Annotated in this window: 12 protein-coding genes and 1 pseudogene; 4 read left to right on the top strand and 9 right to left on the bottom strand. The window is 45.8% G+C overall.

The annotated features are described in order from the left end of the window. Positions 1–10: 10 nt before the first annotated feature. Positions 11–1,186, bottom strand: a complete 1,176-nt coding sequence (locus tag HPL003_RS19220) for a TolC family protein (RefSeq protein ID WP_043922806.1) — start codon at positions 1,184–1,186, stop codon at positions 11–13. A 320-nt stretch (positions 1,187–1,506) separates the two neighbouring features. Here HPL003_RS19220 and HPL003_RS19215 point away from each other — a divergent pair, with 320 nt between their 5' ends. Further along, a complete protein-coding gene (locus HPL003_RS19215; protein ID WP_014281398.1) occupies positions 1,507–1,695 on the top strand; it encodes a hypothetical protein in 189 nt (62 codons plus the stop codon). Positions 1,696–1,792: 97 nt separating this feature from the next. Here the strand turns inward: HPL003_RS19215 and HPL003_RS19210 are convergent, their stop codons facing one another. The 3 genes from HPL003_RS19210 to HPL003_RS19200 form a co-directional block, all read right to left on the bottom strand. After that, on the bottom strand, positions 1,793–2,119 hold the full coding sequence (locus HPL003_RS19210) for an MGMT family protein (protein WP_014281397.1): 327 nt from the start codon (positions 2,117–2,119) through the stop codon (positions 1,793–1,795). Between the two features lie 142 nt (positions 2,120–2,261). Next, positions 2,262–3,422, bottom strand: a complete 1,161-nt coding sequence (locus HPL003_RS19205; protein ID WP_014281396.1) for a rhamnogalacturonan acetylesterase — start codon at positions 3,420–3,422, stop codon at positions 2,262–2,264. A 301-nt stretch (positions 3,423–3,723) separates the two neighbouring features. Further along, positions 3,724–4,146, bottom strand: a complete 423-nt coding sequence (locus HPL003_RS19200; protein WP_014281395.1) for a hypothetical protein — start codon at positions 4,144–4,146, stop codon at positions 3,724–3,726. Positions 4,147–4,315: 169 nt separating this feature from the next. Here HPL003_RS19200 and HPL003_RS19195 point away from each other — a divergent pair, with 169 nt between their 5' ends. Then, entirely contained in the window at positions 4,316–4,723 is a 408-nt protein-coding gene (locus HPL003_RS19195) for a CHRD domain-containing protein (protein ID WP_014281394.1), read from the top strand. Between the two features lie 50 nt (positions 4,724–4,773). Then, positions 4,774–4,992: pseudogene (locus tag HPL003_RS27785) on the top strand (ATP-binding protein); the annotation flags it as partial. A 148-nt stretch (positions 4,993–5,140) separates the two neighbouring features. Here HPL003_RS27785 and HPL003_RS19190 read toward each other — a convergent pair. The 5 genes from HPL003_RS19190 to HPL003_RS19170 form a co-directional block, all read right to left on the bottom strand. Beyond that, positions 5,141–6,571 carry a glycoside hydrolase family 1 protein gene (locus HPL003_RS19190; RefSeq protein WP_014281392.1) on the bottom strand — a complete coding sequence of 477 codons (1,431 nt, stop codon included), beginning with the start codon at positions 6,569–6,571 and terminating at the stop codon, positions 5,141–5,143. Between the two features lie 19 nt (positions 6,572–6,590). Continuing rightward, positions 6,591–8,480, bottom strand: a complete 1,890-nt coding sequence (locus HPL003_RS19185; protein WP_014281391.1) for a beta-glucoside-specific PTS transporter subunit IIABC — start codon at positions 8,478–8,480, stop codon at positions 6,591–6,593. 115 nt (positions 8,481–8,595) lie between these two features. Continuing rightward, positions 8,596–9,438: a BglG family transcription antiterminator LicT gene (gene licT, locus HPL003_RS19180; protein ID WP_014281390.1), complete on the bottom strand. Its 843-nt coding sequence runs from the start codon at positions 9,436–9,438 to the stop codon at positions 8,596–8,598. A gap of 259 nt (positions 9,439–9,697) precedes the next feature. After that, positions 9,698–10,552 (bottom strand): DMT family transporter, encoded by an 855-nt coding sequence (locus HPL003_RS19175; RefSeq protein WP_014281389.1) that lies wholly within the window; start codon positions 10,550–10,552, stop codon positions 9,698–9,700. A gap of 17 nt (positions 10,553–10,569) precedes the next feature. Continuing rightward, on the bottom strand, positions 10,570–12,033 hold the full coding sequence (locus HPL003_RS19170) for a glycoside hydrolase family 1 protein (protein ID WP_014281388.1): 1,464 nt from the start codon (positions 12,031–12,033) through the stop codon (positions 10,570–10,572). A 155-nt stretch (positions 12,034–12,188) separates the two neighbouring features. Between HPL003_RS19170 and HPL003_RS19165 the strand changes: the two genes are divergently transcribed. Then, positions 12,189–13,166, top strand: a complete 978-nt coding sequence (locus HPL003_RS19165; protein ID WP_014281387.1) for a LacI family DNA-binding transcriptional regulator — start codon at positions 12,189–12,191, stop codon at positions 13,164–13,166. Positions 13,167–13,170 lie beyond the last annotated feature (4 nt).

The raw sequence follows: 13,170 nt of genomic DNA, 5'->3' as shown, positions 1-13,170 counted from the left end.
CGTTTCCTCCCTATGTGCTCCATGGTTTGCTCAACGTGTATTCATTCTGACTCAGCTCAATCGCCAGCTCTTCCATTTGCCGTTCAATTTGGTCCACCTTCAACTGGCTATTTTTCAGCTCCAGCTCGATAATTAAGCCTCTGGTCCACTTTTTGCGGGACAGCTCCAGCCCCTCTTTTGCCGTGCGCAGGCTTTCTTCCAGCTGAACGTATTTTTTTTGGTTTTCCTTGACCGTGGCATATAAATTGCGGAGCGATTCGGCAAAATCCTTTTGTCCTTTGTCCAGTTCCTCCTTGGCTGTATCCACGTCCATTTTGGCTAGATCGTAAGCGCCTGCACCGCTGTTAAAATCGAAATATCTCACATTGAGTTCCGAAGTCTTGATGCTATCCTCCAGCTTCCACAAGTTCGGATTCATATCCATCAACTGTTGTATATGTATTTCGATATCCAGCTTCTTCGGTTCCTTATACACGGGTCGATCCACCATTTCATAGGCTGTTCCGTTGGGCTGGCCCATCAGAAAATTCAGAGCGTCACGTGATTTTTGCAGCGCAATTTTTCCCTGCTCGACCGTCTGTTCCGCCTGGCTTCTGGCCTGTGTACTCTCGTTTTTCGCATACTCAGACAGCTTGCCGCGCGCAAATTTGGCGAGTGCAATCTTTTCCTCCGCTTGAGCAATTTCAAGCGCTTCCAGATCATTTTTCACCTGATTCTCTGCCACGAACACGCTTTGGTAGCTTTTCATCACATTAAAATAAATCTGATCCTTGGCGAACTGCGCCTGCTTTTTGCTGGCTAGATAGGATAACGTCGAAGAGTTATAATTTCTCCAGGATGAGTCATCACCAACATATTCACCGTCTATAAAATCGACGAATGCATTTCCCAGGTCCTTCTCTGCATTCTTAAACTCAATTCTTCGACGCTCCACGTCCCGCTCAGCGGTACGCGTGTTGTAGTTATTGGTCTGTGCCCATTCCGCTGCCTGCTTGAGCGTTAATGGAGGTAAAGCCTGACCCGTTATGGAGGCGGTCTTCGATGTAACTGCAGCAGACGAGGTTCCTGATATACTTGCTAACGTATTTCCGGTTGTACTTCCTGCTGCACTATCAGCTTGAACGGTAGAAATCAAGCCTGACGACATCGTCAATACGAGCAGCGTCGCAGCCGCTTTATACTTCATAGGTTGAATCTCTCCCCTTTCGGTGTAATCTTTCGAATTATTTCCATAGATTTCGACATAAATTTCCACAGTCTATCCGCCACCTAATTGTACTTTCAGGTTAATGTTGGTACAAGGTGTTAAACCAATACATTTTTGTAACCTTTATTTCAACACTGTCAATAGAAGCTGTTCTCTTACAAATCAGATATAAAACGAATCTGTTTTTACCTGAACTTTACCTAAATTTCAGCTAATTTTAAGGAAACCAACAGCATCTATTAAGGTTAGGAGCATATACTAGAGAAAGAATAACAGCCGCTCACTGGGAGGGTTAATAGATGATAAAAGAATCTCGCATGACAACTACGAACGAACCGTCTGATTTGTGGATGACCCGATTTTTACGTGAATCCGAACAGCAAAAGAAGCAACTGATCCGGGAAGCCCGGAAAAATAACGATATACCGCTTATAAACAGTATTTCTTTCCACCTTGCCCAACGGAATCAGCAACATCTGATCAGCTAGGGATGATTTTAATAGAGATGTATACCACTTCTAACCTAAAATGCCGATCAACGTCGCTTGCATGCGTACGTGATCGGCATTTTTAGGTTGTTTCTATCTATTCGTCTTCTATCATTGCTTGAGAATCATGCAGGTATTTTTCCAGTGAAATTCGTCCGTTCGCCATAAACTGTATACCTTCCGCTTCCAAAAGCAGCCTTTGTAAAGAAGCTCCTTCATCGTCCTGTAGCGCAATTTCCCCCAATCGATTTACAACCCTGTGCCAGGGCAAGCGATGCTTGCTGCTAAGCGTATGCAAAATACGCACCACCTGACGCGCCCCTCTCGGACTCCCTGCCTCCGCTGCAATTTGTCCGTAGGTCATGATTTTTCCCTCGGGGATGAGCTGGATTATTTTTAATACACGAGCTGTAAAAGGCTGCATGTTATCGTCGGATCTCCTTTCCCCTACCGTAAACTGTGGTCTTCACGTCTCAAAACAGTGCTGACACCAGACAACAAAAACATTCCGGCTCTCGTGCTGTTTTTCTATCATTATAGCACCCACAGTCTTCAGTTGGCGATGGCTAGAAACCGCTTAGACCCTGCCTTTTTAAATCCTTTGCTACTAGACGTGCCAGTTCCTTTGCTCCCGTATAATTCGGATGCAGCGTGTCACCGTTCATATACAGAGCAAGTGTGGCTTGCGGGCCAATGGAGGTAAAATAAGCAGAGCTAAGAACGTTCAGATCGACCAAAGGTGTTTGTTCCTCTTGAGCCAGCGCTAAAATAGAGCCTCTATACCATCTATTTTCAGCGGTGTGTACATTATTCGCGTTAAAATCAGTGGCTCGCCCCTGCGGTGTTGACAGGATTACGGTTGCCCCTTTGGCCTTGACCTGCCGGATCATATCCCGCATCCAGTCCTTAAACTCCGCTTCGCTTTCGTTATGCTTAGGGTTGGTGTCATTAATGCCCAACTGGAGAATGAAATAATCCCCCGGCTTAATGTATTTGACGATAGCCTCTAGCTGACCATCCTGATGGAAGCCCCTTGCAATTTGCCCCCCCGACGCCATGTTACGGACCTGGAATGTATTCGTGTTTACGAATTGCGGCAATAGCTGACCCCATCCGGCCTGCACGCTGCTATCCAGTGGATAGTAATTGCAGACGGTAGAATCGCCACCGATGTAAATCGTCCGATTCGTAACGGGGTTATTAGACAATCGCCTGATTTCCAATGCACTTATTGCAAAAGAGGTTCCCTCTTTACCTTCTGTAATCAGCAAATTCAATTGTCCGTCCGTCACGGGTATTTGAAAACGATCCTTTGCTCCGTCGCCCGTCATGTTGATAACCTGATACACTCCCTCGGCGGCAACGCTCGCTCGGGTCGTATTCCCTAGCGTGACCGACACCTCATATAGCCCTGGAGCAAGATCCACATCAAATGTATTCTCGCTTTTCGTACCGGTAGTCAGAAACCGTACCGCATCACTAGCGACGCCAGTACCCGATGCTCCCACATTACGTACGTTCTCGGGTGTACGAAATCCGTAACCGCGCGTCGCATCGTATCGCAGGGATGCACTCACCCCGGAATAGCCTGATTCCACTGGCCCTGCGCCAAAATCAAATTTGTAATCGCCAGCCGCTCCGTACGCAGGCGTTGTCCCATTCAAGCCCGGTGTACTACATAATAAAGCGACCAAAAGCATGCTGGTCATTCCTTTTATCCATTTCATATCATCATTCCTCCTCCAAAAAGTAGAATACCCTAAGAACATCGTTGTATTGTAAGCGCATACAAAAAATTGTGTTCTTTTACCTCATAGATACAGGTTTGTACCCATTTGATTCCTATGCAGACGAAGGCCTGTTTATTCTTCACATCACTCCCTTTCAAATAAATCACACTCTTAAACATTATAGAATAAATGGGTATATTATGTAAATATCTCAATGAGTAAGCCCCACAGATATTCACCTGCAAGGCCTTCGTACAAAAGGAACCTTTTTGAAATTCAATTCATTTATATCATTACATCAATCTCCAACCAAAATACCGTCGAAGCTCTCTGGACCTACCCGTATCGTACCCAGCGCGTTCGAAGAAACAAAAGCGGTATACACCAGCTGTGACGTAATCGGCGGATTGAAATCATCTGCCGAGAACGTTATGACCTGCGGAGCCAATAAACTTAAGCTAAACGTAGACGTTGCAGAGTAAACGATAGGATCGGTTGGCAAGGTACCTCTTACAATAGTGATCGTAATTCCTACTAAAGTCAGTGGCAGTTGAACCGACAGAGTCCCTTTAAGCAAAACCCGTGGCGTGCCTGTAATTCCCAGTGTGATTAATCCGATCTGCCCAAACAATTGCGGCGTATTCAAAACGGTGATCGGAATGGCGATAGAGTTAGCTGTCGAAGCATTTTGAGATGTTCTTCCATCTATAAATGTTCCCATGTTTTCCCCCCCTTTCTCTACCAGATACTCATAGTCTATGAAAAGATGACTTATATGCTTGGACTAAATAACTTGCTAGACACACAACTTTCTCTTTATAGGCGAATGTACAGCCCTTTCTCTGGCCCCATGAATACACTAAACCAACACTGGGAAAAGGAGCGATGTAATGTCTACGTTTAAAGCCACTTTAAGAGGGAGTCATGAAGTACCTCCTGTCAGAACAAATGCCACAGGAAATGCGAAGTTTCATTACCATAAGGAACGTCGGCAATTAAAATTCGAACTTACTGTATGCAATATTTCACGGGTAACCCAAGCGGATATTCATCTGGGACGCAGCGGCGAAAATGGTCCGGTCGTAGCTGTCTTGTTCGGCCCTTCAAAATTTGGAATCACGGTCAAAAGAGGCGTTGTTAGCGGCGTGCTGCGTGCATGTGACCTCGTCGGTCCACTCAGAGGCAAAACCATTTATGATTTAGTTTGCCAAATCAGAGAAGGCAATACTTACGTTAATGTCCACACCGTTCGGCATCCAGATGGAGCCATTCGCGGACAGATCAGACGTTGCAAGTAACGAACGTATGACGAAAGTTCTTTTTTTTCTATTCCCCATCACTTCTTAACACCAATTACGGGACTCCGATCCCCGCGAAAGATGTGCCGCATCTGTTTGAGCGTTTTTACCGGGTCGACAAATCACGTTCCAAACAAACCGGTGGCACCGGGCTGGGGCTTGCGATTACAAAAAGTATTACCGAGCTGCACGATGGCAGTATTTCGGTTCGAAGTAGCCGCAGGCAGACGGATTTTGAAACTCGCTTCCCACTCTATCATGCTCGTTAACCAGCATACACACCTCTAGTCGATCAACAGCGTTCGTATCAGATTCGCCCCCTTTCATTCTGCTCCTGACATAAAAAAACGAACCAGCCATAGATCGTATCTCTGGCCGGTTCGTTCCTGCTTTTATAGAATTAAGGATTGTATCTCTTTAATTTTGGGATTCGAACAATACTTTCCCGTTGGATTCAATAATCTTTTGGTACCAGTAGAAGCTGTTCTTTTTTCTTCTTTCCAGCGTACCCGAACCATCGTTGTTTTTGTCCACATAGATAAAACCGTACCTCTTTTTCATTTCTCCCGTTCCTGCGCTGACAATGTCGATTGGACCCCACCAAGTATATCCTAGCACTTCGCAGCCATCCTCAATAGCTTCATGCAGTTGAATCAGATGCTTGTTCAGATAGTCTACCCGCTCAGGATCATGAATGGAGCCGTCTTCCAGAATTTCATCATGACTGCCGTAGCCGTTCTCTACAACAAATAGAGGCTTCTGGTAACGATCGTACATTTCATTACACACATAGCGGAAGCCTTTCGGGTCAATCGGCCATCCCCATGGCGTTTTTTCCAAATAGGGATTGTCGAGTCCCATAATTCCCCCTGTATTGCCCAGGATGGGCATACCTGCTTTATGCGTCGTACTTCGATAATAGCTAAATCCCAAATAATCAGCCGTATGCTCTCGCAGTAATTGTTCATCGCCAGGCTCCATTTGAATCACAATGTTATGCTCTTTCCAGATCCGTTTGGCATAGCTTGGATAATAGCCTCTAAGGATCACATCGGAATAGAATAAGGATCTTCTTCTCAGCTCATAGGCGTCAAACACATCATCCGGATTGCAGGTATTCGGATAGATCGGACTCAGGGATAACATAGCGCCCATCATCGCGCCCGGGATCATTTCATGACACAGTTTAGTAGCCAGCGCGCTGGCAACGAAAACATGGTGACTGGCCTGATAAATTGTCGGCAGTTTGTGCTCATCGTCTTGAACGACAATGCCTCCTGCCGCCAAAGGAATCGTGTGAAAATGGTTGATTTCGTTGAAGTTCATCCAATATTTCACTTTGTTTTTATAACGCTTGAAGACAACTTCCGCATATTTGGTGTAGAATCCGATTAGCTCGCGGCTTTTCCAGCCTTCGTATTTGCGGATCAGATTCAAGGGCAGCTCAAAGTGAGAAATAGTGATGACCGGCTCAATTCCGTGCTTCAGTAGCTCATCAAACAGATCATCGTAAAATTGCAGCCCTTTTTCATTCGGCTCGGCATCATCCCCATTCGGGAAGATTCGGGACCATGCAATGGAAGTCCGAAAACATTTCATACCCATCTCGGCGAACAGGGCGATATCTTCTTTGTAACGATGGTAAAAATCAATCGCTTCATGGCTAGCATAATACTTATTTTCATCAATCGTATCATCAAACGTTCCGCCTACAATTCCTCCCCTGAATGCGTCACTGATCGCTGGTCCTTTACCATCCTCGTTCCATGCCCCTTCGGCTTGATTCGCCGCTATAGCACCACCCCACAGAAAATGCTCAGGAAAGCTTTTGGCTATTTGTTCTGTCATGACTAACTTCCTCCTTTATTTAATGTATTGTGAGCAAAACACTTTGCAAATCTACGGATTTTTGCTGTGTCTGGGTAACCTTTTGGTAAGCAGTGCTGTTGGTAACAATAATCGGAGTGGTCAGGTCATAACCGGCTGCCTGAATTTTCGGAATATCAAATTCAAGCAGCAAATCGCCTCGTTCAATCCGTTGCCCTTGTTCTACATGCTTCGTGAAATAGTCGCCTTTCAGCTTAACCGTATCCAGTCCCACATGAATTAACAGGTCCAGATGGTTGTCGGAGGTGATGGCTACCGCATGGCCGGTTCGAAATACGAGCGAGACAACCCCGGATACTGGTGAATATACCTTCCCTTCGCTCGGCAAAATGGCTATCCCTTGACCCATCGCTTCCGTAGAGAATGCTGGATCAGGCACTTGACTAAGCGGAACAATTTCGCCATTTATAGGAGCGTAGACATTCTCGGTGACTACGGTTTGTCCAGATTCAGTCTGTGAGGTAGGCTCGGATTTTTCTGATTCCGCCTTTCCTGTCTCCGCACCCGTTGCCCCGTTTCCTTCATTAAAGCCCAGAATATAAGTTAATACGGTAGTAACCACGAATGAAATGGTGATGCTGATCAAATAAAAAGCAATGGTATTCGTAAAGAACGCCGGAATCGTTGTTATGGCCGGGAACACATAAGCAAGCACGGTAGTCTGGAAATGCCCGGCAATGGCCCCTCCGACCATTCCTCCGATGACGGCGGCAATCATCGGTCTTTTCAGTTTCACGGACAGACCATAAACGATAGGTTCTGTGATACCTGCAAACAGGGAAGGGAAAATAGATGACAGTGCGTAAGCTTTCAGCTTTTTATCCTTGGCTTTCAGAAAGACCCCAAGAGCGACACCGGATTGGGCGAAGGTCGCGGAAGCCATCATAGGCCGGATCGTATCAAACCCTTTGAGGGAAAGATTGTTGATCATTGCAGGCGCGATCCCCCAATGTAAACCAAACATCACCAAGAAGGTCCAGCCGCCTCCCAGAATGGCCCCCGTCAAAAGACCGCTTTGCGTACTCAAAAATTCAATGCCATCTGCAATACCTTTACCGGTATACACTCCCAGCGGACCAATTACAATGGCAGTAAGCGGAACCATAATTAACAAGGAAACGAGCGGGACCATAAATAATTCAATGCTTTTCGGAACCACCCGCTTCAGGAATCGTTCCAGATACGAATACAACCAAATGGCTAAAATCGCAGGAATAATGGACGTCGTATAACTCATTAGGACAACAGGAATGTGGATAAAGGAAGCAATATCTCCCGTGTTCTCCATCAGCTTGGTGAAATTAGGCTCCAGCAAAGCGGCCATAATGGCGGCAGATACGATAGGCTGGGTCTTAAACGTTCTCGAAGCTGAAAACGCCAACATCAGTGGCAGGAAGTAAAACACACCGTTGCCTGCGGCAGCAAGGATAGCATAGGTGCTGGAAGCACTGTCCAGCCACTCTAACTGCGTAAGAATAACCAGGATGGCTTTCAGCATCCCTGCACCAGCCAAAGCAGGTACAATCGGCTGGAAGATGGAGCTCATGACGGTAAAGGCACGGCTGATGAAATTGCCTTCCTTTGCATCAGCCTCTTTCTTGTCGTTGCCGCTTTTTACCTGAAGGTTGTAATTCCCCGCAATCGCATCATAGACCTCGCTAACATGATTGCCGATCACCACCTGGTACTGCCCTCCGCTTTCTATTACAGAAATGACCCCGTCGGAATTTTCCAAAGCCTGTTTATTGGCTTTTTTCTTGTCCTTAAGTGTAAATCTCAGACGAGTCATACAATGGTACAGATCACGAATATTTTCCTCTCCGCCTACATTGGTTACAATAAATTTCGCTAATTCATCATGTTTACTCATAACGCTGCCTCCCATGCTCTCTGGTTGATATAAAAAAACCTGAGTAATCTCCGATACCAAAATGCATTTTAGTATCGAAATCACTCAGGTTATGCCCACGAATGGTAACACCCTGTTAGTTTTCTGTTCTGTTGACCAATCTGGAAATGTGGATCATCAGATACATCATTTCATCATTGGTTAATTTCTGTTCAAACTGCTTATTCACATACACCCCTATTTTTTGTACGCATCTGTGCTCTTCCGGAAATTTAACTTTCAGGTCCTCAAACAAATTCATATACTGTGGGTCTGCCGATTCGTGGGCAAAAAGCCGCTGGGCAAAAAATTTAAGATGAGTTACAAATCGGTTGTAATTCCATGAATCTTCATCAAACTCGACGTTAAAGTGGTATTTTACAATATCCATAATATCCTTGATGACTTTTGACGTTTTTAACGTCAGATCAAGCTTCTGATTATCCAAGCGGGCGTTGACGAAATGCAGAGCAATAAACCCGGCTTCATTTTCATCGAACGTGATGTTGATCCTGTTACGGATCATCTCCAGCGCATGTTTTCCGATCGCAAATTCTTCGCGATAAAACCGCTTGATTTCCCATAGAAATCGATTTTCAAACGGGGTTCCCCGTTCATGCCGTTCAATGGCAAATGAAATATGGTCAATCAAGGCCAGATAAATATAATCACTAATGTCTCCAGCCAATCTCGGTCTGGCATACTCCACGATTTCATCCGCAATTTCAATACATTCCATCTTCACATCTTTCAGCAAATCCGCCAGCTTGGAGGATAAATCCTGAGTTTTGACGACAAACAGCTTGGTAATTTTCTGCTCATCGATGGTATCTCCTGGCTTCAGGTTGAATGCAATTCCATTCCCTGTCGCAATGACCTCTTGGGCGTTCTCATCCTCTGCTAATACGACATTGTTGTTAAGCGCTTTCTTCAAAATCATGCGACCACCTGCTTTTTTTTACTGGAAGGCCATTTTTTAAAGAGACTCTGTTAAAAAATGTGAATACACTAAAAAACCTGAACAGAATACCGCTTAATAGACGTTATCGTCCATTTATCGGAACTCCATTCAGGTTATGCCTAAAATAGTAACACCCTGAAAATTATGAGATTCATTTTTGTAATCGTTTTCTTGGCTTCATTATAATAGAGTTTCTTTTTTTCTGTCAACCCTTTATTAAAAAAAGCCTTTCATCCGCTTACTGCGGCTTTGGAGCCCCTGAACGGTTCACAATCCAGATGCCTGCCAGTACTAAAAAAATGCCAAGTAAGGTAGCCGCTTTGAGTTCCTCGTGAAGAAAGATCCAGCCGGATACAACACCAATGATGGGAACCAGCAACAGCGTAACAGAAGCTTTACTTGCTTCCATTCTGGTAAGAATATGGGTCCACAGCAGAAATGCAAGCGCAGACGCCACAATGCCGGAAAATAAAATATAAATGATCGACGTAGTGCTAAAGTGCGGCTCCCATCGTTCAAACAACAGGGAATACAATAACAATCCGAGCGCACCGAACGCCATTTGCCAGGTCGTGAACTGGGTTTTATCGCAATGCTGGAGCTTGAGCTTGATAATCAGGTTCGAAAGTGCCCAAGCGACCGCTGAACTCACCCCAAGCAGCATAGCCCACAAATTGCCGCCCAAATGAATGTCCATAGCAAATAATAGCCCCATGATCCCTGTGGCAATTCCAATCGTTTTGCGTGTATTCAGCCGCTCACCCGGAATCATAAAATGAGCCATAACGGATAAAAACAGCGGCATGCTGTACGTAAGCACAGAGGTTAAGCCAGCATTAATGTAGTTCAGCGATATCTGAATCGCAATATTAAAATAGGTCGTCTGGAGAATCCCGCAGAGGATAACCCATTTCATCGTGTGCCTGTCAGGGTTCGGAACTCGTTTCCACATGAGAATTCCGAACAGGAGCAGCGTCCCTGTGAGAAACCGGAAAGCCGCAAATTGAACGGGCTCAAAGGCTCTATTGCCCAATTTCATGATGACAAAATTAAAGCCCCAAATCAGGCATAAGAGCAGGCTCAAGCCTTTCATGCATCATACGCCTCCGTTTAGAGCACTTCTCCGCCCGATTCAATCACTTTTTTATACCAGTCAAAGCTTTTTTTCTTGTAACGGTTCAATGTTCCATTGCCCAGATCATCCTGATCGACGTAGACGAAGCCGTACCTCTTGGATGCCTGTGAGGTCGAAGCACTGATCATGTCGATCGGGCCCCAGGCAGTATAACCGAACAGGTCTACTCCATCCTCAATCGCTTCCCTCATCTGCTCAATATGTTTTTTCAGATAGTCGATGCGGTAGTCATCGTTAATTGTGCCGTCAGGGTTCATTTGATCTGTCGCACCCACGCCGTTTTCCGCAATGAACAGTGGCTTCTGATAGCGGTCGTACAGGTAATTCAGCGCATAACGCAATCCTTTAGGATCAATCTGCCAGCCCCATTCGGACTGCTCCAGGTAGGGATTTTTCACACCGCCAATTAAATTTCCGCTTGCTTTGGCATGCTGATCGGCAGTGGCGCTGGCATTGTTGGACATATAATAGCTCAGGGATATGAAGTCTACGAGGTTATCTCGCAAGATTTCATCGTCGCCCGGTTCTTTATGCAGGACAACGCCCTTTTCCTTGAACATGCGTGCGGTATAGGACGGATAATACCCTCTGGCTTGTACATCACTGAAAAAGAACGACACTCGCTCTTCCTTTTGGCATTCAAGCACATCATCCGGATTGCAGGTATTCGGATAAAGCAGCAGATAGCTGATCATACTTCCAATTTGAGAGTTTGGTATAATCTCATGGCAGGCTTTGACGGCCAGCGCACTGGCTATAAACTGGTGATGTGCAGATTGATACTTGTCCTGCTCCAGGTTCGGATGATTCTCTTCGATGATCCCGGCGCTGACAAACGGATGGTGTTTGACACAGTTCATTTCATTAAACGTAATCCAGTATTTTACTTTATCCTTGTAACGGGTAAACACAGTCTCGGCAAAACGGAGGAAAAATTCAATCAGTTTGCGGTTTTTCCAGCCACCATACTCGGTAACAAGATACAACGGCATATCGTAATGGGTAAGTGAGATGACGGGTTCAATACCTTTGGCCAGCAGGGCATCAAATACCTTGTCATAGAATTGCAGCCCTTTCTCATTGGGCTCCGTCTCGTCGCCATTCGGAAAAATACGTGTCCAGGAAATAGACGTACGGAAGCATTTAAAACCCATTTCGGCCATCAAATGAATGTCTTCTTCATAACGGTGATAGAAATCATTTCCGCGGCGTTTGGGATAGTTTTGGGTACTGTTGGGGTCCAATGCTTCTTTGATCTGGGCATGGGTCATCATATGCCACTGATCCAGCCAGTGCTTTTTGTCGAGTGTCGGATCAAAGGTAAATACATCAGAGATGGAGAGTCCTCTCCCATCCACGTTGTAAGCACCTTCAATCTGCATGGCAGCAGCTGCCCCGCCCCACAGAAAGTCTTTGGGAAATCGTTTTGCCTGTTCCATGTCGTATTCCTCCAAGTAGGTTATAATTTGTTAAGAAGTATGACGGAACCCGTGTGCCTCCAATGCATCCCGGATTGCTGCATACGCTTTATGCTTTCATGCTACAATCTGGGATGCATTCCAGGTCAAGAACTAAATTTTTGGAGCTGAATTCCATGTATAATATTAAAAAAATTGCTGAAATCGCAGGGGTATCGACAAGTACCGTGTCCCGGGTGCTCAATCATCATCCTTATGTCAGTGAAGCAACGCGTACCAGAGTGATGGAAGTGATTCAGGAACTGGATTATATTCCGAATATTAATGCAGTGCAGTTGAAAGTAGGCCGTACCAAGGTGATCGGGATCATGACCCCAACGATTAACAATTATTACATGCAAATCATCAAGGGAGTATCCAATGCGGGTAAAGAACAGGATTATCAGGTCCTGATCTACCAGACGGAGGAAAATCGGGATTTGGAAAGCGCGGCGTTAGAGCTTTTGCGGCAGAAAAAAGTGGATGGGATCGTCATTTTACGGCGTATGCTGGATTGGTCTGCTGTGAGGCATTATACCAAATATGGTCCGATTGTGACCTGCGAGCCATTAAAAAACAAACAAATTTCATCCATTTATCTCGACCATTATGAAGGATTTCGGATCGGATTAGAGCATTTGGCCGAGCTGGGATTTGAGAAAATCGCCTGCACCGTAGGCAGGAAAAACAGCGTCAACAGCCAAAGAAGACTCCAGGCCTATGATGACCTGCTCGCAGCAAGGAAGCTGCCAGTGAATGAGGAATGGCTGCTCAGCGGTATCCATACGGTGCAGGACGGAATGCGGGCGTTCGCCAAGCTGGAGTCGTTAAAGGAACGCCCGCATGCCATCATGACCACCAACGATCTTGTGGCATGCGGTATAATCTCCGCCGCCCGCAGTAAGGGCTGGAATGTTCCCAGGGACTTGGCGGTAGTCGGTTTTGAAGCTGACGAGAGTCAGATAGCCGACGCCATGGGACTGACCCATATTACGAACCCGTTGCAGCAAATCGGACAGGAAATGTTCCGTACGTTGTATCGACAGTTGAACGGCCAGCCTCTGGAGCCTGCCCCGCTCTCTTTTGAATTGAAGGTGCGCCAGTCTACCTGCTAACTCC

The sequence above is a fragment of the Paenibacillus terrae HPL-003 genome (assembly GCF_000235585.1).
Lineage (GTDB): Bacteria > Bacillota > Bacilli > Paenibacillales > Paenibacillaceae > Paenibacillus > Paenibacillus terrae_B.
The sequence above is the reverse complement of the archived record's forward strand: the minus strand, read 5'-3'. Positions and strand labels throughout refer to the sequence as shown.

Excerpts from the sequence above, each read along its gene's own strand:
- HPL003_RS19220 (WP_043922806.1), bottom strand. The coding sequence starts at position 1,186 with ATGAAGTATAAAGCGGCTGCGACGCTGCTCGTATTGACGATGTCGTCA.
- HPL003_RS19215 (WP_014281398.1), top strand. The coding sequence starts at position 1,507 with ATGATAAAAGAATCTCGCATGACAACTACGAACGAACCGTCTGATTTG.
- HPL003_RS19210 (WP_014281397.1), bottom strand. The coding sequence starts at position 2,119 with ATGCAGCCTTTTACAGCTCGTGTATTAAAAATAATCCAGCTCATCCCC.
- HPL003_RS19205 (WP_014281396.1), bottom strand. The coding sequence starts at position 3,422 with ATGAAATGGATAAAAGGAATGACCAGCATGCTTTTGGTCGCTTTATTA.
- HPL003_RS19200 (WP_014281395.1), bottom strand. The coding sequence starts at position 4,146 with ATGGGAACATTTATAGATGGAAGAACATCTCAAAATGCTTCGACAGCT.
- HPL003_RS19195 (WP_014281394.1), top strand. The coding sequence starts at position 4,316 with ATGTCTACGTTTAAAGCCACTTTAAGAGGGAGTCATGAAGTACCTCCT.
- HPL003_RS19190 (WP_014281392.1), bottom strand. The coding sequence starts at position 6,571 with ATGACAGAACAAATAGCCAAAAGCTTTCCTGAGCATTTTCTGTGGGGT.
- HPL003_RS19185 (WP_014281391.1), bottom strand. The coding sequence starts at position 8,480 with ATGAGTAAACATGATGAATTAGCGAAATTTATTGTAACCAATGTAGGC.
- licT (WP_014281390.1), bottom strand. The coding sequence starts at position 9,438 with ATGATTTTGAAGAAAGCGCTTAACAACAATGTCGTATTAGCAGAGGAT.
- HPL003_RS19175 (WP_014281389.1), bottom strand. The coding sequence starts at position 10,552 with ATGAAAGGCTTGAGCCTGCTCTTATGCCTGATTTGGGGCTTTAATTTT.
- HPL003_RS19170 (WP_014281388.1), bottom strand. The coding sequence starts at position 12,033 with ATGGAACAGGCAAAACGATTTCCCAAAGACTTTCTGTGGGGCGGGGCA.
- HPL003_RS19165 (WP_014281387.1), top strand. The coding sequence starts at position 12,189 with ATGTATAATATTAAAAAAATTGCTGAAATCGCAGGGGTATCGACAAGT.